Genomic DNA, 16,182 nt, shown 5'->3' with positions numbered 1-16,182 from the left:
CGTGGGCCGCGTGGGTCGTGGGCCGCGTGGGTCGTGAGCGGCGGGTCGTGGCTGCTGGGTGTGGGTCGCGAATGGTGGCCGTGGGGCGGCGCGGCGGGGTCAGCCGGGCAGGTCGGCCAGGCAGGTCAGCCAGAGCTGGTAGCCCGCAGGTGCGCTCCCGGCGGCCTCCCGCGTCAGCCGCAGCTCCTCCAGCGCCCGGTCGGCGTCACCACGTTCCGCCGCCGCGCGGGCCAGGTCGAACCGGTCGGTGACGAAGGCCGACAAGCGCCGGAGGTGGTCCGCCGCCGCCGCGGCCCGGGCCTGCAACTCGTCGGCCGGGCGCTGGCCCGCGTCGCCCTGCCCGGCGGCGGGGAGGCCCACGGCGGTCGGCGTGGGGATCGCGTGGACGCTGTCGTCCTCCCGTTGTGGGGGATGGCCGTGGCGGATCGCGCCGAGCCCGGCCAGGGCCGTCAGGTCGCTGAGCACCTGGTCGCACAGGAGCGCGGCGACCCGGTCGAGGGTGTGCCCCACCTGGTCGGGAGCGCCCTCGGCGAGCTGGCCGTCGAGCTCGGCGGTCAGGCAGGTGAGCTGTTCGGACACCCCGGCCAGGCCCTCCGCCAGGAAGGCGATCTCGTCTTCGAGCCGCTCCAACACCTCGTCGGCGGTGCTGAGAAGGCTGTCCCGCATGGCTCTCCCGGTCGTGTCGGTCCACAGTGATCGCGAAGAATCCTGACTCATCAACGGATGAAGATCGTCGATAGTTCTCGTGAGTTTCTGTCGGATACCCGATACGTCGGCGGTGGGCGAATATGGGCATCTCCTCATATCCTGTCGTGTTCACCGTGGCGGACCACCGCTGCTGGTCTGGTAGGGCGCCGACGCGGAATCGCCCGGCTGCGTCGACGCCCAGGCCGCCATGGTCAAGACGCGCGGCTTCGGCGAGGCGCTGGCCCGCGACCCGGTGCGGCGAACGGGAGCCCGGGCCCAGGTCGCCACGTTCGTGCACCAGGTGCAGGCGCTCGACGCCGACGGGGCACCCTCGTTCCGCACGTCCACTCCGCCGGGCAGGACGAGCAGTCGCCCGCGGCAAGGTCACCTCGACATCACGTGGCTGAAGGGCCTCTCTGGAGGATGCCGCCGCGCCGCTGCCGCCCGAGGTGATCGCCCCCGGGGATCGTCTGGAGTCTCCAGGCGGCGGTGCGCGAGTTCGCCGCCACCGCCCGAAGAACTCGGAGTCCGTGCATCAGGAGTCGACGATGAGTAACGAGGTTCAACTAATCAGTGACGGCGATGGGCTGGCGTCATCGGGGACCCGGGAGCTGTCGAACTCCTCTTCGTCTCTGGGGTCTGCCGGCGAATTACCTCAAACTGCAACGGCTCGGGCGTGCTCTTCGCGCGGAGAAGGTCCGACCGCGAGCGGGGCTGCCGAAAGAATGTCCGCTCAGTCAAATCGATGGCGGACACATCATCGCAATATCTGTGGTTGTCGGACTATCATGTGGCGGGCCGGCGAGCCGGTCCCGCGCCGTGGCAACCTCCGAAGGGGCTCGAATGACGGCAATCGCCAACCGCCTGGATGGGGCGGTAGCTGACGTGGAAAACGCCAATATCGCACGCATTTACGATTACTATCTGGGAGGGCTCTACAACTTCGCCATCGACCGGCAGAAGGCGGAGCGCATCAAGCTGACGCTGCCCAGCGTCGACCTGCTGGCTCGCGGTAACCGGGACTGGCTGCGCCGATCCGTGCGATATCTGGTGGCGCAGGGGGTGGAGCAGTTTATCGACATCGCGGCGGGTCTGCCGACTGCCAACAATACGCACGAGGTGGCGCACGCGCTCAACCCACGCGCGCGGGTAGTTTATGTGGACAACGACCCGTCGGCCGTCGTCCACGGCGAGGAAATTCTGGCGAAGGAGCCGCTCGTCGCCATGGCGGAAGCCGACGGGATGCACCCCGAACAGGTGTGGGCACACCCGGCAGTCCGCGATTTGATCGATTTGTCGCAGCCGGTGGGGATCATCCTGGGTGGGCTGCTCGTGTTCGTACCCGACGAGGATGATCCGAAAGGGCTCGTCGCGGCGTACCGGGAAGCCCTGGCGCCTGGCAGTTACCTCGCGATCTCCCACCTCACGGCCGACACGGTGGACGCGGAAACGAGAGCACAGGTCGACCGAATGGTCGCCGCCTACCAGGCCGGGGTCGGCGCGACCCTCCACGTGCGGGACGAGGCGACGTTCGCGTCCTGGTTCGAAGGTATGGAACTGGTGGATCCGGGGGTGACCCTGATGGCGGACTGGCGTCCGGACCCGGGTCTGGACGTGGATGCCCAGACGCCGTCGCGGCAGCTCGGCTACGGCGCGATGGGCCGGATCGCCGGCTGATCCGTGACTACGCGCTCGTGTTCGGCATGCGCACAGGCCGGGTAGGCGGCGTTGCGGGATGGACCGCGCCCCGCCTGCCCGGCCGGCGTCTGGGCCGGGAGGCTCACTCCGGGGTGTCGTCCTCGGTGGGGCGCGGCTGGCGGTACTTCCTGATCCACTCTTCGACGTCCTCGGCCAGCCACACCTTCATGCCGCGTAGCTCCTGGTAGGGCTTCGGGAAGGTGGGATACCGGGCGAGCTGCTGGAACCGCTGCCGCGACACGCCCAGGCGCTCTGCGATCTCGTAGGGCCCCGAGTGTCCTACAAGGAGTACCTGCTCGCCACCGCCCTGACCCTGGTCTGTCGGCACAAGCCCGTGTGGTCGTGGGTTCGGTGGCGGTACGTCTGCGCGTGCGGCAACGAGCTGCCCTGCCGGCACCGCCACCGCCTGCCGATCAGCCACCGGCACTGGCCGCACGGGCCGGAGCCCGAGGAGGGGGCGGGGGACTGGGGGGCGGACCGGTCCGGGGACGACGGTGCGGGCGGCGGCGCGGGTGGGAAGCCGTGAGCGCGGCGCGTGATGTCGCCGATGACTCAGCTCCCTATGCCCCGACCGAAGCCCTGCTGCGGGCCGGGACGCTGCTGCACGTGGCCCGGGCGGCGAGCCCGCAGTTCGTCCAGCCGATCTTCTTCCGGCTGATCCGCGTGCACGCCGACTGGGTCACCTACCACGACTGGACCTGGCTCGACGGCTACCAGATCGACGCGCGGGGCGACGCGGTCGCGCGCCGCTCGATCTTTGTGCAGCCGGCTGGGCTGCGGGTGCTGGCTAGTCTGCCGGCTCCGGCGGGCGGCGGGCGAGCAGGGAGAACGCGTTCGGCAGCCGCCCGGACCAGGCCGCCGCCGTGATTCCGCCCGGCCGCCAGAACGGTTCGGGGTGTTCGGCCAGGTGGAGCAGCTCCAGCCCGGCGGCGAGCACCGCGCCGACGATTTCCCCCAGGGTCCACTGGAATTCCACCGCCCCGTTTCCCGGGAACGTGTCGTTGACGAAGCAATCACCGAAGTAACTCCGGTCGGCCCGGATCCGGGGCTCGTCGGCGTCCCAGCTCCACAGGGCGGCCGCCGGGTGTGCCTCGTACACGAACAGGTGGCCCGCCGGCCGCAGCAGCCGGGCGACGTCGCGCGCCCAGGCGGCCAGGTCCCGCATCCAGATCAGCGCGCCCTTGCCCGTGTAGACCAGCTCCGCGCAGCCGTCGCGCAGCGGAGCGCCGGGGAGTTCGGCGACCACGTACCGGCAGGCCAGACCCAGGGTGGCGGCACGCCGGTGCGCCGCGCCGGTCGTCACCGCGCTGTAGTCGACCCCGATCACCGTACGCGCGCCGGCCGCGACCAGGGCCACGTCGTCGAGGCCGTGGCCGCTCTGTAGGTGCACCACCACCGGCGCGGCGCGCAGCAGCGGGCGCAGCAGCTCGATCTCGGACGGGTGCAGCGACGTGCCCTCCCGCGCCTCGCGCAGCAGGCCGTCGTGCTCCCGGACGTACTTCCCGGCGGCGGTCTCCCAGGCGGCCCGGTTGCGTCGCACGGCGTCGTCCACGGCGAACAGTGTCGATGTCTCCGCCCAATATGGCGAGCGGTTTTCACCTTCCGTCGGAACTCCATTGTCGGCCGTCCCTGACTCCGGTCACGAACCATTGTCGGTAATCTGCTGGCGAGATCCACTATGGACGGGTAACGTGCTGCGTCGTCGTCGGCTCCCGTTCATGGGATCGGCGGCTCTCATCGCACCTGCGCAATTCCTCCGACGGTCGGCCGAGCCGCCCGTCCGATACGCCGTGCCCTTATCCGTTCCCCCTCGCCACCCGTTCCGCGGTGGCGGTCGAGCCGAGGAGCCGCCGTGCGCGACCCGGACGCTGACCCGCACGTCAGACCTGCCGCAGCCGACACACCGGCTGCGCCCGTGACACCCACCGACCCCGCGCCCGCCGCCGGGGGCGGGGGCCCCTCCGGCCTCGCGCAGCGCTTCGCCGCCCGGCCCCCGGGATACCCGAGCGTGCTGGTCTGGCTGCGCGCCGGGGTGCTGCGCGACTGGCGCGGCGTGCTGGGCGCGTTCCTGGCCACCTGGTTTTACGTGCCCGCCGCGCTGCTCCTCGGGGTGTCGTGCGCGATCGTGGCCGGCGTGGCCGGCATCGTCAACGGGGGCGGCAACCTCGGCGAGGTGCTGCCGGAGCCGGTGCGGGACGCCCCACTCGTCGGCTCGCTGCTCGACGCGTTCCTCGCCCGCTCCGGCGGGGTGCTCGGCAGCTTCGTCGGCGTCGCGTTCGGCTTCCTCGCCGGCTTCCTGTTCGTGCTGGTCTGGCCCTGGCTCGACGCGTTCGACGAGCCGGCGAACCTGTTCACCGGCCTGGCCGGGATGGTGGGCGCCGCCGCGCTGATCGGCGTGCTTTACACCCTGTACCGGATCATGTGGGAGCCGCGCCTGCTGGCCGTCTCGGGCGCGCGCCGGCTCAGCCGCCGCGAGGCCGAACGGCTCCAACCCGTCCTGCACGACTGCGCGCGTGCCCTCGGCCTGCCCACCGTGCCCCGGCTGCTCATCGAGGACGACCCGGTGCTCACCAACGCCCGCGCGTACGCCCGGCACGTGGTCGTCACCACCGGCCTGCTCGACGAGCCGGACGAGAACGTCGCGGCGTTGCTCAGCCACGAGCTGGTGCACTGGCGCACCGGCGACGAGGTGACCAGCGCGTTCGTCCGGGGCGTGGCGCTGCCCCTGGTGCTGCTGCACGCCGTGCCGACGTGGCTGATGCGCACCTTCCCGCATCCGGCGACCAACTTCGTGGTGTTCGTCTTCTTCTGGCCCGTGCTGCTCACCATGAAGTACGTGGTGCTGCCGCTGCACTCGCGCGACGTGCGGGCCGCCGAGTACCGCGCCGACGCGGGCGCGGTGCTCGCCGGCCACGCCCAGGGCCTGCGGGACATGCTGGAGCGGCGCAAGTCGTTCGAGAGCGGGCGCAGCGGCTGGGACGAGGCGGTCTGCGCCACGCATCCGGCGTCCGAGCTGCGGCTGGACCGGCTGGAAGCGCTCACCCCGGCGGCTGCCGACGGCGTCGTCGCCGCCCCGGTGACCGCCGAGGGCCTGTTCGGGCGGCCGGGGGCGGTCGCGTCCCCACGGGCGATGCTGGTGGCCGGCGCGCTGGCCCTGGCCTGCGCCTTCGGCGGCACCCTGCTCGGGGTGACGCAGTGGGCCCTGTTCCGCCCGGCGCAGGCCGTCGACGGCTACTTCTCGGCGTTGGCCGACCACGACGCCCGGGCGGCCCTGGAGCTGGTGACCCCCGACGCGCGGTCGGCGGTCGGCGACGTCGACCGGCTCGCCGCGTTGGTCGAGGCGGAGGGCTACCAGCCGCCCGACGACGTGGATGTGCTCTCGGTCGACCGGGACGGCGACGAGGCGACGGCGAAGGTCGAGTTCACCCTCGCCGGCCAGCGGGTGCCGGCCGAGCTGTCGCTGCGCCGGGAGGAGTCGGCGACGCTGGGCCTGTTCCACGAGTGGCGGCTCACCGGCGGGCCGGTAGCGCTGGGCGTCCCCGGTGGGCAGGCGGGCCTGACGGTCAACGGGGTGCCGGTCGAGACGCCCCCGGAGGGGGACACCCTCGCGCTGCTGCCCGGCGTCTACACGGTCGGCGGGCAGAGCACGGTGCTCGCGGAGACCCCGGCGCAGGCCGTCGCCATCGTCCCCGGGATGGACAGCGCGGGCCAGGTGCGGCTGGAGCCGGTGCTGGCCCCGGGCGCGCGGGAGGCGGCCGAGGCGGAGGTGCGCAGGCACCTGGACGACTGCGCGGCGCAGAAGGTGGCGGCCCCGGAGGGCTGCCCCTTCCGCTACTACAACGGCAGCACGGTGAAGAAGATCGCCTGGAAGATCACCGAGTACCCGCGGATCGCGGTGGAGCTGACCGGCCCCGCCACGGCCCGGGTGTCGACCCCGTACGACGCGCAGGGGTCGGTGCTGGCGACCGGCACCACCGACGGCTACTTCGGGGCCAGCCCGTTCAGCGACGACGACTCGTTCGGCGTCGAGGGCGTCCTGTCGGTGGTCGACGGCAGGATCACGTTCCTGCCCAACGGCGAGTGAAGGAGAGCGACCACGTGACGGAGAGCTCGACGGGGGCGTCGGCCGGGGCGCGGCAGCCGGTGCGGCTGGTGCTGACGCCGCGCGCCGCCCGGCCGCCCCGGGTGCCGCTGCTGAGCTGGATCCACCAGCGCCCCGAGTTCCGCGCCGCCGTGCGCGCCGCCGGGGGCGGGCGCTCCGGCGGGCGGCCCGGGTTCAGTGACGCCGTGATCATCGCGGTGGTGGCGCAGGCGCTGCTGCCGGGGCTGTTCAACCTGTTGCAGAGCTGGGTGGACCAGCAGCGCACCGAGGTGAGCGTCCGGGTGCAGGCGGGGGAGTCCGAGGTGGAGATCCAGGTCAACGGCCGCACGGACGCCACGAAGCTGATCGACCAGGCGACCCGGGCGCTCCGCCAGGCGGCCCAGTCCGGCGAGGCTGCCGGGTCCGGCAAGGCGGCCGGCGAGGTGGGCGCTGGCGGGTAGCCAAGATCATGTCGGGGAGGTGGTGGTATCCACGGGGGATTGATACCGCCACCTCCCCGACACGAAGTCGATCATGAGTTCGGGTCGCCGGAATTCGCGCTGGGCGCGACATTCTGTTACTCACGCGTAACTTTTCATTGACGTGACTGGATTGCCGGCCCCATCATCTTTCCACGATCGATCGGAACGCTCTCGCCTCCACCCGGCCCCCGCCGGGACACCCCCACCAGGAGGTGCAGCCATGCTGCTCCGGAAGATCCTCGTCGCCCTCGCCGCGTCCACCGCCACCGCCGCCGCGCTGGCCGCCCCGTCCCCGGCCGCCGCCCGGGCCGCCGCTGCCGGCAACCCCGTCATCGTCGTCGCCGGGCTCAGCACCCCCGCCCTCGGCTACGAGCCGCTCGCCGCCCGCCTGCGCGCCGACGGCTTCCGGGTGTCGATCTTCCAGCTGCCCGGCCTCGGCCTCGGCGACATCGCCGACTCCGCGCGGGCCTTCGGAACGTACGTCGACCAGGTGCGCGCCAGCACCGGAGCGGCCCGCGTCGACCTCGTCGCCCACTCCGAGGGCGGCCTGGTGTCCCGCTATCTCATCCGCAACCTCGGCGGCGGCACGAAGGTGGGCCGGTACGTCAGCCTCGGCACCCCGCACTACGGCACCTACGTCGCCGACATCGCGAAGTTCCTCGGCCTCGGCAGCTGCCTCGGCATCGTCGCCTGCCAGCAGATGGCGATCGGGTCGAGCTTCCTCACCGCGCTCAACGACGGCGACGACACCCCGGGCGACGTGCGGTGGACGGCCGTGCGCACCCTCCAGGACGAGCTGGTCCGGCCCGTCGACAACGCGACCCTCGCCGACGGGGCGACCAACGTGCTCATCCAGTCGTGGTGCCCGCTGCGGCTCGTCGGGCACCTCGGCCTCGTCCTCGACGGCACGACGTACACCGTCGTGCGGGGCGCGCTGACCGACTCCCCGGTGCGCCCCGACTGCTACGCCCTCTGACTCTGGCCCACGGGCGCCCTCGGGCCCCGCGCGCCGGCTCAGGCCGCCTTCGCGAGGGCCGCGTACTCGTCGTCGGTGAGCTGCACCTGGGCGGCGGCCACGTTCTCCTCCAGGTGCGCCACCGATGACGTACCCGGAATGGGGAGCACGACCGGCGAGCGCCGCAACAGCCAGGCGAGCGCGAGCTGCGCGGGCGTCGCGCCGTGGTCGGTGGAGATCGCGTCCAGCGGGCCGCCCGGCTTCGCCAGGTTGCCGGTGGCGATCGGGAACCACGGGATGAACGCCAGGTCGTTGCGCTCGCAGTGGTCGAGCACGTCCTCCGCGCTGCGGTCGGCCAGGTTGTAGAGGTTCTGCACCGACACGATCGGCGTGATCCGGCGGGCCTGCTCGATCTGCGCGACGGTCACCTCGGACAGCCCGATGTGCCGGATCTTGCCCTCCTGCTTCAGCAGCGCCAGCTCGCCGAGCTGGTCGGCCAGCGGCACCTTCGCGTCGATGCGGTGCAGCTGGTAGAGGCCGATGGCCTCCAGGCCCAGGTGGCGCAGGCTCAGCTCGCACTGCTGGCGCAGGTACTCCGGCCGGCCCACCGGCCGCCAGTCGCCCGGCCCGGAGCGGGTCAGCCCGGCCTTGGTCGCGACGACCAGGTCGTCGGCGTACGGGTGCAACGCCTGCCGGATCAGCAGCTCGGAGACGAACGGCCCGTACGAGTCGGCGGTGTCGATGAACGTTACCCCCAGCTCGTACGCCCGGCGCAGCACCCGCACCGCCTCCTCCGGGTCCCGCGGGTCGCCCCACACGCCCGGCCCGGTGAGCTGCATCGCCCCGTAGCCGAGCCGGTCGACCTGGAGGTCGCCGCCGATCCGGTAGGTGCCGGAGGCCTTCGCGGGCTGCCTGCCAGCGTCGTCACCCATGAGTCGAACCCCAATCCTGTGCGTGTCGTCCGGTCGATTGTGCTCCCGTACCCGGCCCGCCCGGAGTCAGTCGGCCAGGATCAGGTCGGCCGCCCGCCAGGCCAGCGCCATCACCGGCGCGTTGAGGTACCCGGACACCAGCACCGGCAGCACCGAGGCGTCCACCACCCGCAGCGCGTCGACGCCGCGTACCCGCAGCCGGGCGTCGACGACGTGCTCGTCGGAGGGGCCCATGCCGCAGGTGCCGACGGCGTGGTAGCCGCAGTAGCCCAGCGCCAGCGCCGCCTCGACGATCTCCCGGTCGCCGCGCACGGCCGGGCCGGGCACCGTCTCGGCGGCGATCCGCCCGGCGACCGGCGCGGTGGCGAACAGCTCCCGCATCCGGCGGAACGCGTCCACCAGGACCCGCCGGTCGTGCCCGGTGGCGAAGTAGTTGGCCACGATCCGCGGCGGCGTGCCCGGGTCGGCCGAGGAGATGGCCAGGCTGCCCTCGCTGTCGGGCCGGGTGACCGTGCACAGCCCCATCATCCCCGCCTCCGTCTCCAGCTCCAGCGCGTGACCCGGCCGGGGCGGGGCCGCCGAGAACGGCGCGACCAGCAACTGGGCGTCCGGGTGGTCGACGTCCGGGGCGGACCGGATGTGCGCCCCCACGTCGTGCACCGGCAGGCTCAGCGGGCCCCGCCGGGTCAGCGCGTAGCGCAGCGTGGCCAGGCCCTGCCCGAGCAGGCTGCCCAGCATGTGGTTGTAGCCGCCGTCGCCGACCAGCCGGAACTGCACCGGCGCCGACCGGTGCTCGCGCAGGCCGAGGCCCACCCGGGGGCGGTCGAGCAGCACGTCGACGCCGGCCCGGCGCAGCGTGTCGGCGGGCCCGATGCCCGACACCTGCAACAGCTGCGGGCTGGCGATCGCCCCGGCGGCGAGGATCACCTCCGCCGAGGCCGCGTAGTCGACGGTGCGGCCGCCGCTGCCGGCCCGTACGCCGATCGCCCGGCCGCCGTGCACCAGGATCCGCCGCACGGCCGTGCCCACCGCGACGGTCAGGTTCGGCCGGTCCCGCACCGGGTGCAGGAACGCGTCGGCGGCGCTGACCCGGCGGCCGTCGCGGATGGTCGCCGTGACGTACCCGATCCGCTCGTCCTCGGTGGCGTTGAGGTCGTCGGACCGACGCCAGCCGAGCGCCTGACCGGCGGCGATCACGTCCTCGCAGAGCCCGTCGGTGCCGGTCGCCGTCGACAGCCGCAGCGGCCCGCCGGCCCCGCGCGCGGGCGACGCGCCCAGCGGATGGTCCTCCAGCCGGGTGAAGACCGGCAGCATGGTGTCCCACCCCCAGCCGGGGTTGCCGAGGCGTTCCAGGCCGTCCCAGTCGAGGCGGTCGCCCCGGCCGTAGACCATGCCGTTGAGGGAGCTGGACCCGCCGACCAGCCGGCCGCGCTGCCACACCTCCCGCCGCCCCGGCGCCGCCTCGGCCGGGTAGTGCCAGGCGGTGCGCCGGTCGTCCATCAGCCGGCTGAACGCCTTCGGGATGCGCACGAACGGGCTGCGGTCCCACCCGCCGGCCTCGACCAGCAGCACCCGGGTCGCCGGGTCCGCGCTGAGCCGGTTGGCCAGCACGCACCCGGCCGCGCCCGCGCCCACCACGACGTAGTCGAACTCCTCCACGCGATCCCTCACTCACCACCGGTTACGAGAATCCCTCAGAAGGTAGTGGCTTGATCACTGTGGGGGAAAGGGCGTGGGGGAACGGGCGGCCGGGTCGACGTGCCGCAGCACCACCAGCGCCTGGTCGTCCTCGGCTCCGGCCAGCCTGCCCAGCAGCGCGTCGGCGACCGCCTCCACCGGGGCGTCGCGGACCGCGTCGACCACGCCGCACAGCTCCGCGAGCCCCGCGTCGTACGTCCGCCCGCGCCGCTCCACCAGCCCGTCGGTGTACGCCACCAGCAGGTCACCGGGCCGGAACGGCACCGTCGTCACGGCCACCGGCTCCCGCACCATGCCCAGCGGCAGCGAGGCGGCCGTCTCGATCGGCGTCGGCGTCCCGCCGGAACGCGCGAGCACCGGGTGCGGATGGCCGACCCGGGCCACCGCCGCCTCGCCCGCGGCCGGGTCGACGACCATCGCCACGCAGGTGCCGAGGAACCCCGCGCCGATCAGGTCGGTCAGCCGGGGGAAGACCTCGCCCAGCGGCACCCCGAGCCGGATCAGCGTGTTCACGATGGTGCGCAGCTGCGCCATGTCGGCGGCGGCCTCGACCTGGTGGCCGACCACGTCGCCGACGACCACGGCCAGCCGGTCGCCGTCGAGCCGGATCAGGTCGAACCAGTCGCCGCCGAGGTGCATGCCGCTGACCGCAGGCCGGTAGCGGGTGGCGACGTCCAGGGTGGGCGGCGCGGTCCGCGCCGAGGTGCGCAGCCGCCCGGCCAGCCGGGTCACCAGGTCGTGCTCGGCGGCGGCCAGCCGGGTCCGCTCCAGGGTCTGTTCGCACAGGTCGGCGACGGTGTCCAGCAGGGCCAGGTCGCTCTCGCGCAGCGGGCGTCGCCGGGGCCAGCCGAACCCGAGCGCGGCGATCGGCCGGCGCTGGGCGTCGAACAGCGGCAGCGCGACCGTGGTCACCATGCCGTGTGCCCCCGCCGTGTCGGTCCCCTCCGGGAACCGGTCGGCGAACTCGGCCCGGTCGTGGATCACCACCCGCTCCCCGGTGCGCAGCGCGGTGGCCAGCGGACGGGGGTCGTCGACCGTCATCTCGTCGTACGCGGCAAGCAGCCCCGCCGGCACGTCCTCGCCCGCCCACAGCCGCAGCCGCCGCCCCTGGCCGGGCACCGCCAGCCCCGGCAGCCGCGCCCCGAGCACGGCGGGCGCGCCGGCGAGGACGACCCCGATCGCCTCCGTGGTGGAACGGGTGGCGCTGAGCCGCGCGGCGAAGTCCGCCATCAACTGCGCCGAGCCGGTCAGCTCGGCCCGCTGCAACGCCTGGCTGACCAGCCCGGCGACCGCGTCCAGCAGGGTGCGCGGCTCCTCGTCGGCGGCCACCGGGTGCGCCCAGCGCACGTCCACCGCGCCGAGCGCGCCGCCGTCGGCGTAGCGCAGCGGGAGGGCGGTCCCGCCGTCCCCGTCCCTCGTGGCGGCGACGGCGACCGGCGCGTTGTGGCGTACCGCGCGGGCCAGCGGGTCGTCGGCGGCCAGGTCCAGCCGGCCGGGCCCGCCGTCGCCGGCCACCTCCAGCACGACCGCGCCCGGGTCGGCCGTCGCCACGCGCAGCGCGCCGGCCCCGAGCAGCGCCGGGGCGGTGCGGCACACCACGTCCACGATCCCCGCCCGGCCCCGGGCGAAGCTCAGCGCGCCCGCGAGCCGGGCGAACGCCTCCGCCTGACGCAGCGTGCGCCTGCGGTCGTCGACCTCCCGGGCCGCCGGGGCGTCGGCCCGCGGCGCGGAGCCGGCGGGCCGGGGCGACGGCACCGGCCGGCCGCCGACGCCGGGCATGCCCCCGCCGGCCGGTGGCTCCGCGGTGGCCGGCGCGTCGGCGGCGCGGGAGGGGCCCGCCGTGGCCGGCGCGTCCGGGGCGTGCGGGCTCACGGTGACCGCCGTGAGGACCCCGCCGGGCGTGCCCGACTCGTCGATGACCGGGCTGTGGGCGAAGGTGAGCCGCCGCCCGCCGGCGGGGCCGTCGCCGCCCGGCGGCGACCACCGCGCCGGGCGGGTGACGGTCGCCCCCGCCAGGACGTCGCGCAGCACGGGGCCGAGCACGTCCCAGCAGCCCGGCCAGACCTCGGCGCCCGGTCGGCCGAGCGCCGTGGGCCCGGCGTCGCCCAGCAGGGGCAGGCACGCGTCGTTGTGCAGCACCACCAGCTCCCCGCCCCAGCACAGCAGGACGGGAACAGGGGAGCGCAGGCAACTGGCCACGGCGGTGCGCAGGCTCTGTGGCCAGGCGTGCACGGGGCCCAGCGGGGTGGCCGCCCAGTCGTGGCGGGCGACGCGGACGCCCGTCTCGCCGGCGGCGGCGAAGACGGCCCGCCAGTGCGCGTCGTCCGCCCGTCGCTGGGCCGGCTGCCGGCGGCGACGCACGGTCGGGCCCGGGGCATCGTCGGCCCGCTGCGCGTCGTCCGCCCGCTGCGCGTCGTCCGGCGGCGGCCCGGCGGGCGGGGACGTCGTCCCCCCGCGGCCTCCGCTCGCTGCCCCCGGCACCGTTGCCATCCCCTCGGACCGTACCAGCGGGCCCGGCCCGTCACCCCGGGGCGATCCGGCGGCTGCCGCCCGGCAGTTGCGCCGAGCGGCCCCGGCGGCGGGGCGGCGCGTGCGAGGCTGGGTCGGGGCGGGTCCGCGGGCGGGGCGCGGGCCGGCAGCGGGGCAGGGGGACGCCGTGACCGGGATGCCGCAGGTCGACTTCGCGCTCGACACCTACGAGTGCATCGTGCTCTACCCGGGCCCGTCCGGGCGGGCCCTGCCCGACGAGACGGTCCAGCGGTTGCAGGCCGAGCACACCGAGCACATGCGCGCGTTGCAGCGGCGGGGGATCGTCCTGGTCGCCGGCTCGATCGACGGCCCCGGGCGCGAGCCCGACCCGCCGATCGGCTTCGGCCTGGCCCGCACCGGCTCCGTGGACGACGTGCGCAGCGTGATGGAGGCCGACCCGGCGGTGCAGGCGGGGCTCTACGCGGTCGACGTGATGACGTTCCTCTGCCCGGCCGGGTCGGTGGAGTTCCCGCTCGCCCGCATGCAGAGCTGACCGCCCGGCCCGCCGGGGGCCGCTGTCGTGATCGTGACGGCGGTCACCGGCCGCGCGCTGCTAGCGTCGGCCCCGGCGGCGGGGAGCGCGCCCATGGGAGGTGACACCGGGCGGTAGGATTCCCGGCGCGCGGTCGCCGATGCCCGCCGACACACGACGACTCCGGACGATGCCTCCGGTGCGGTTTCGCCCGATTTCCCTGCCCGGGGCGAGACGCGTCGTCGGATCCTGTTCCGAAGTCCGAAAGGGGTCGGCCCGCAGACCGACCCGGAGGAGAGACTAGCCTGATGGGCGTGACACGCCGCGCGAAGATCGTCTGCACCCTTGGCCCCGCCACCTCGTCACCGGAGCGCATCCGGGGGCTCGTCGACGCGGGCATGAACGTGGCGAGACTCAACTTCAGCCACGGCAGCCACGCGGACCACGAGGCGGTCTACCGACTCGTCCGCGAGGCCGCCGACGCCGCCGGCCGGCCGGTGGCCGTGCTCGCCGACCTCCAGGGCCCGAAGATCCGGCTCGGCCGGTTCGCCGACGGCCCGCACGAGTGGCGCACCGGCGACTCGGTCGTGATCACCGGGGACGAGGTCCTCGGCACGAAGGAGCGGGTCTCCTGCACCTACCGCAAGCTGCCGCAGGAGGTGAAGGCCGGCGACCGGCTGCTCATCGACGACGGCCGGGTGGCCGTCGAGGTCAGCGAGGTCGTCGGCAACGACATCCGCTGCCTGGTCACCGAGGGCGGCCCGGTCTCCAACAACAAGGGCGTCTCGCTGCCGAACGTGGCGGTCAGCGTCCCGGCCCTGTCGGACAAGGACGCCGAGGACCTGCGCTTCGCCCTCGGCCTGGGCGTCGACATGATCGCCCTGTCCTTCGTCCGCTCGGCGGAGGACATCAAGCTCGTCCACAACATCATGGACGAGGAGGGCGTCCGCCGCCCGGTGCTGGCCAAGGTCGAGAAGCCGGAGGCGGTCGACCACCTGGAGGCGATCGTCCTGGCCTTCGACGGCGTCATGGTCGCCCGCGGCGACCTCGGCGTCGAGCTGCCGCTGGACCAGGTCCCCCTGGTGCAGAAGCGCGCCGTGCAGCTGTGCCGGGAGAACGCCAAGCCGGTCATCGTGGCCACCCAGATGCTCGACTCCATGATCGAGAATTCGCGGCCGACCCGCGCCGAGGCGTCCGACGTGGCCAACGCGGTGCTCGACGGCGCGGACGCGGTCATGCTCTCCGGCGAGACCAGCGTCGGTAAGTACCCGGTGCTCACGGTCAGCACCATGGCCAAGATCATCACGACGACCGAGGCCGGCTCGATCGGGGTGCCCCGCCTCCAGCACGACCCGCGCACCCACGGCGGGGCGCTCACCGTCGCCGCGTCCTCGATCGCCCGGGCCATCGGCGCGAAGGCCCTCGTCGCCTTCTCGCAGACCGGCGACACCGTCAAGCGGCTCAGCCGGCTGCACTGCGACCTGCCGCTGTGGGCGTTCACCCCGGTGCCCGAGGTGCGCAGCCAGCTCGCCCTCTGCTGGGGCGTCGAGACGTTCCTGATGCCGTTCGTCGAGCACACCGACGACATGTTCCGCCAGGTCGACCAGGCGCTGCTCGGCCTCGACCGGGCCAACCCCGGCGACTACGTGGTCATCGTCGCCGGCAGCCCGCCCGGCACCCCCGGCTCCACCAACACCCTGCGGGTGCACCAGCTCGGCTCGCTGGTCGACGCGGCGTCCGCGCGGGCGTTGCAGTGACCGACGGGGCGACCGTCGGCCAGGCGGCCGTCGACCAGCTGCTGGAGGTCCTCGACCTCGAACACACCGGCGCGATGGCCTTCCGGGGGATGAGTCCCCCGGTCGGCCCGCAACGGGTGTACGGGGGTCAGGTCGCCGGTCAGGCCCTGGTCGCCGCCGGCCGCACGGTCGCCCCCGAACGGTTCGTCCACTCCCTGCACGGCTACTTCGTCCGCCCCGGCGACCCGGCCGAACCGATCACCTACCAGGTGGAGAACGTCCGCGACGGCCGGTCGTTCTCCGTGCGCCGGTCGGTGGCGCTCCAGCACGACAAGCCGATCTTCTTCATGTCGGCGTCGTTCCAGCGGCACGAGGAGGAGGGGCTCGACCACCACGCCCCCACCCCGCCCGACGTGCCGGCCCCCGACGACGTGCCCACCATGAGCGACCGTCTCGCCCGCTACCCCGAGCGGCTCGGCATCTGGGGGCAGATCCCCCGCCCGATCGACGTGCGCTACGTCGGCGAGCCCGGCTGGGTCCGCCCCGGCGACCGCCCCGCCGACCCCCACCAGCGGGTGTGGATGCGCATCGACGGCAAGCTCCCCGACGACCCGCTGCTGCACGCCTGCGCCCTGACGTACGCCTCCGACCTGACCCTGCTGGACTCGGTGCTGTCGGTGCACGGCGAGGTCTGGGGCCCCGGCGGCGTGGTCGGCGCGAGCCTCGACCACGCCCTGTGGTTCCACCGGCCGTTCCGGGCCGACGAGTGGTTCCTCTACGACTGCTGGAGCCCGTCGGCCTCCGGCGCCCGGGGGCTGGCCACCGGCCGGATGTTCACCACCGACGGCCGGCACATCGCCAGCGCCGTGCAGGAGGGCCTGCTGCGCCGCGTCGGCGGCTGAGGCGGCCCCC

15 protein-coding genes are annotated in these 16,182 nt (G+C 74.2%); 9 read left to right on the top strand and 6 right to left on the bottom strand.

What is annotated here, in order from left to right:
• Positions 1-99: 99 nt before the first annotated feature.
• Positions 100-666 (bottom strand): hypothetical protein, encoded by a 567-nt coding sequence (locus O7628_RS02695; RefSeq protein WP_278128089.1) that lies wholly within the window; start codon positions 664-666, stop codon positions 100-102.
• A gap of 864 nt (positions 667-1,530) precedes the next feature.
• Between O7628_RS02695 and O7628_RS02690 the strand changes: the two genes are divergently transcribed.
• Positions 1,531-2,364 (top strand): SAM-dependent methyltransferase, encoded by an 834-nt coding sequence (locus O7628_RS02690; protein ID WP_278128087.1) that lies wholly within the window; start codon positions 1,531-1,533, stop codon positions 2,362-2,364.
• Between the two features lie 103 nt (positions 2,365-2,467).
• On the opposite strand, the gene O7628_RS02685 is transcribed toward O7628_RS02690, so the two are convergent.
• Positions 2,468-2,626, bottom strand: coding sequence for a DNA-binding protein (locus tag O7628_RS02685; protein ID WP_278136458.1), 159 nt, complete (start codon positions 2,624-2,626; stop codon positions 2,468-2,470).
• A 33-nt stretch (positions 2,627-2,659) separates the two neighbouring features.
• Here O7628_RS02685 and O7628_RS02680 point away from each other — a divergent pair, with 33 nt between their 5' ends.
• Positions 2,660-2,911 carry a hypothetical protein gene (locus O7628_RS02680; protein WP_278136457.1) on the top strand — a complete coding sequence of 84 codons (252 nt, stop codon included), beginning with the start codon at positions 2,660-2,662 and terminating at the stop codon, positions 2,909-2,911.
• The gene (locus O7628_RS02675; protein WP_278128085.1) at positions 2,908-3,252 is read left to right on the top strand and encodes a hypothetical protein; all 345 of its coding nucleotides are present in this window, start codon (positions 2,908-2,910) and stop codon (positions 3,250-3,252) included. Before O7628_RS02680 ends, O7628_RS02675 begins: the two co-directional genes overlap by 4 nt.
• Here the strand turns inward: O7628_RS02675 and O7628_RS02670 are convergent.
• Positions 3,173-3,937, bottom strand: a complete 765-nt coding sequence (locus O7628_RS02670) for a class I SAM-dependent methyltransferase (protein WP_278128083.1) — start codon at positions 3,935-3,937, stop codon at positions 3,173-3,175. The genes O7628_RS02675 and O7628_RS02670 overlap by 80 nt on opposite strands.
• Before the next feature lie 363 nt (positions 3,938-4,300).
• Between O7628_RS02670 and O7628_RS02665 the strand changes: the two genes are divergently transcribed.
• From O7628_RS02665 to O7628_RS02655, 3 genes are all read left to right on the top strand, one after another.
• Entirely contained in the window at positions 4,301-6,469 is a 2,169-nt protein-coding gene (locus O7628_RS02665; protein ID WP_278128081.1) for a M48 family metalloprotease, read from the top strand.
• Positions 6,470-6,483: 14 nt separating this feature from the next.
• A complete protein-coding gene (locus O7628_RS02660) occupies positions 6,484-6,927 on the top strand; it encodes a hypothetical protein (RefSeq protein ID WP_278128080.1) in 444 nt (147 codons plus the stop codon).
• A 241-nt stretch (positions 6,928-7,168) separates the two neighbouring features.
• Positions 7,169-7,924 carry an alpha/beta fold hydrolase gene (locus O7628_RS02655; RefSeq protein WP_278128078.1) on the top strand — a complete coding sequence of 252 codons (756 nt, stop codon included), beginning with the start codon at positions 7,169-7,171 and terminating at the stop codon, positions 7,922-7,924.
• 38 nt (positions 7,925-7,962) lie between these two features.
• Here the strand turns inward: O7628_RS02655 and O7628_RS02650 are convergent, their stop codons facing one another.
• The 3 genes from O7628_RS02650 to O7628_RS02640 form a co-directional block, all read right to left on the bottom strand.
• On the bottom strand, positions 7,963-8,835 hold the full coding sequence (locus tag O7628_RS02650; RefSeq protein ID WP_278128077.1) for an aldo/keto reductase: 873 nt from the start codon (positions 8,833-8,835) through the stop codon (positions 7,963-7,965).
• Between the two features lie 66 nt (positions 8,836-8,901).
• Positions 8,902-10,506, bottom strand: coding sequence for a GMC family oxidoreductase N-terminal domain-containing protein (locus O7628_RS02645; RefSeq protein ID WP_278128075.1), 1,605 nt, complete (start codon positions 10,504-10,506; stop codon positions 8,902-8,904).
• Positions 10,507-10,548: 42 nt separating this feature from the next.
• Entirely contained in the window at positions 10,549-13,023 is a 2,475-nt protein-coding gene (locus O7628_RS02640; RefSeq protein ID WP_278128073.1) for a GAF domain-containing SpoIIE family protein phosphatase, read from the bottom strand.
• A gap of 175 nt (positions 13,024-13,198) precedes the next feature.
• Between O7628_RS02640 and O7628_RS02635 the strand changes: the two genes are divergently transcribed.
• The 3 genes from O7628_RS02635 to O7628_RS02625 all read left to right on the top strand — a co-directional run bounded on the left by O7628_RS02635 (position 13,199) and on the right by O7628_RS02625 (position 16,172).
• On the top strand, positions 13,199-13,555 hold the full coding sequence (locus O7628_RS02635) for a YciI family protein (RefSeq protein ID WP_221487087.1): 357 nt from the start codon (positions 13,199-13,201) through the stop codon (positions 13,553-13,555).
• A gap of 287 nt (positions 13,556-13,842) precedes the next feature.
• Positions 13,843-15,291, top strand: coding sequence for a pyruvate kinase (gene pyk, locus O7628_RS02630; protein ID WP_074474391.1), 1,449 nt, complete (start codon positions 13,843-13,845; stop codon positions 15,289-15,291).
• Entirely contained in the window at positions 15,288-16,172 is an 885-nt protein-coding gene (locus O7628_RS02625) for an acyl-CoA thioesterase II (protein WP_074474390.1), read from the top strand. The genes pyk and O7628_RS02625 overlap by 4 nt, the downstream gene beginning before the upstream one ends.
• The last annotated feature ends 10 nt before the right edge of the window (positions 16,173-16,182 follow it).

This window comes from Micromonospora sp. WMMD956 (assembly GCF_029626125.1).
Classification (GTDB): Bacteria; Actinomycetota; Actinomycetes; order Mycobacteriales; family Micromonosporaceae; genus Micromonospora; species Micromonospora carbonacea.
Note: the sequence above shows the minus strand (reverse complement) of the source record. Positions and strands in the feature narration are given on the sequence as shown.

Bases quoted from the DNA above. Each gene is read 5' to 3' on its own strand.
- O7628_RS02695 (WP_278128089.1), bottom strand. From the start codon at position 666: ATGCGGGACAGCCTTCTCAGCACCGCCGACGAGGTGTTGGAGCGGCTC.
- pyk (WP_074474391.1), top strand. From the start codon at position 13,843: ATGGGCGTGACACGCCGCGCGAAGATCGTCTGCACCCTTGGCCCCGCC.
- O7628_RS02650 (WP_278128077.1), bottom strand. From the start codon at position 8,835: ATGGGTGACGACGCTGGCAGGCAGCCCGCGAAGGCCTCCGGCACCTAC.
- O7628_RS02635 (WP_221487087.1), top strand. From the start codon at position 13,199: ATGCCGCAGGTCGACTTCGCGCTCGACACCTACGAGTGCATCGTGCTC.
- O7628_RS02690 (WP_278128087.1), top strand. From the start codon at position 1,531: ATGACGGCAATCGCCAACCGCCTGGATGGGGCGGTAGCTGACGTGGAA.
- O7628_RS02655 (WP_278128078.1), top strand. From the start codon at position 7,169: ATGCTGCTCCGGAAGATCCTCGTCGCCCTCGCCGCGTCCACCGCCACC.
- O7628_RS02640 (WP_278128073.1), bottom strand. From the start codon at position 13,023: ATGGCAACGGTGCCGGGGGCAGCGAGCGGAGGCCGCGGGGGGACGACG.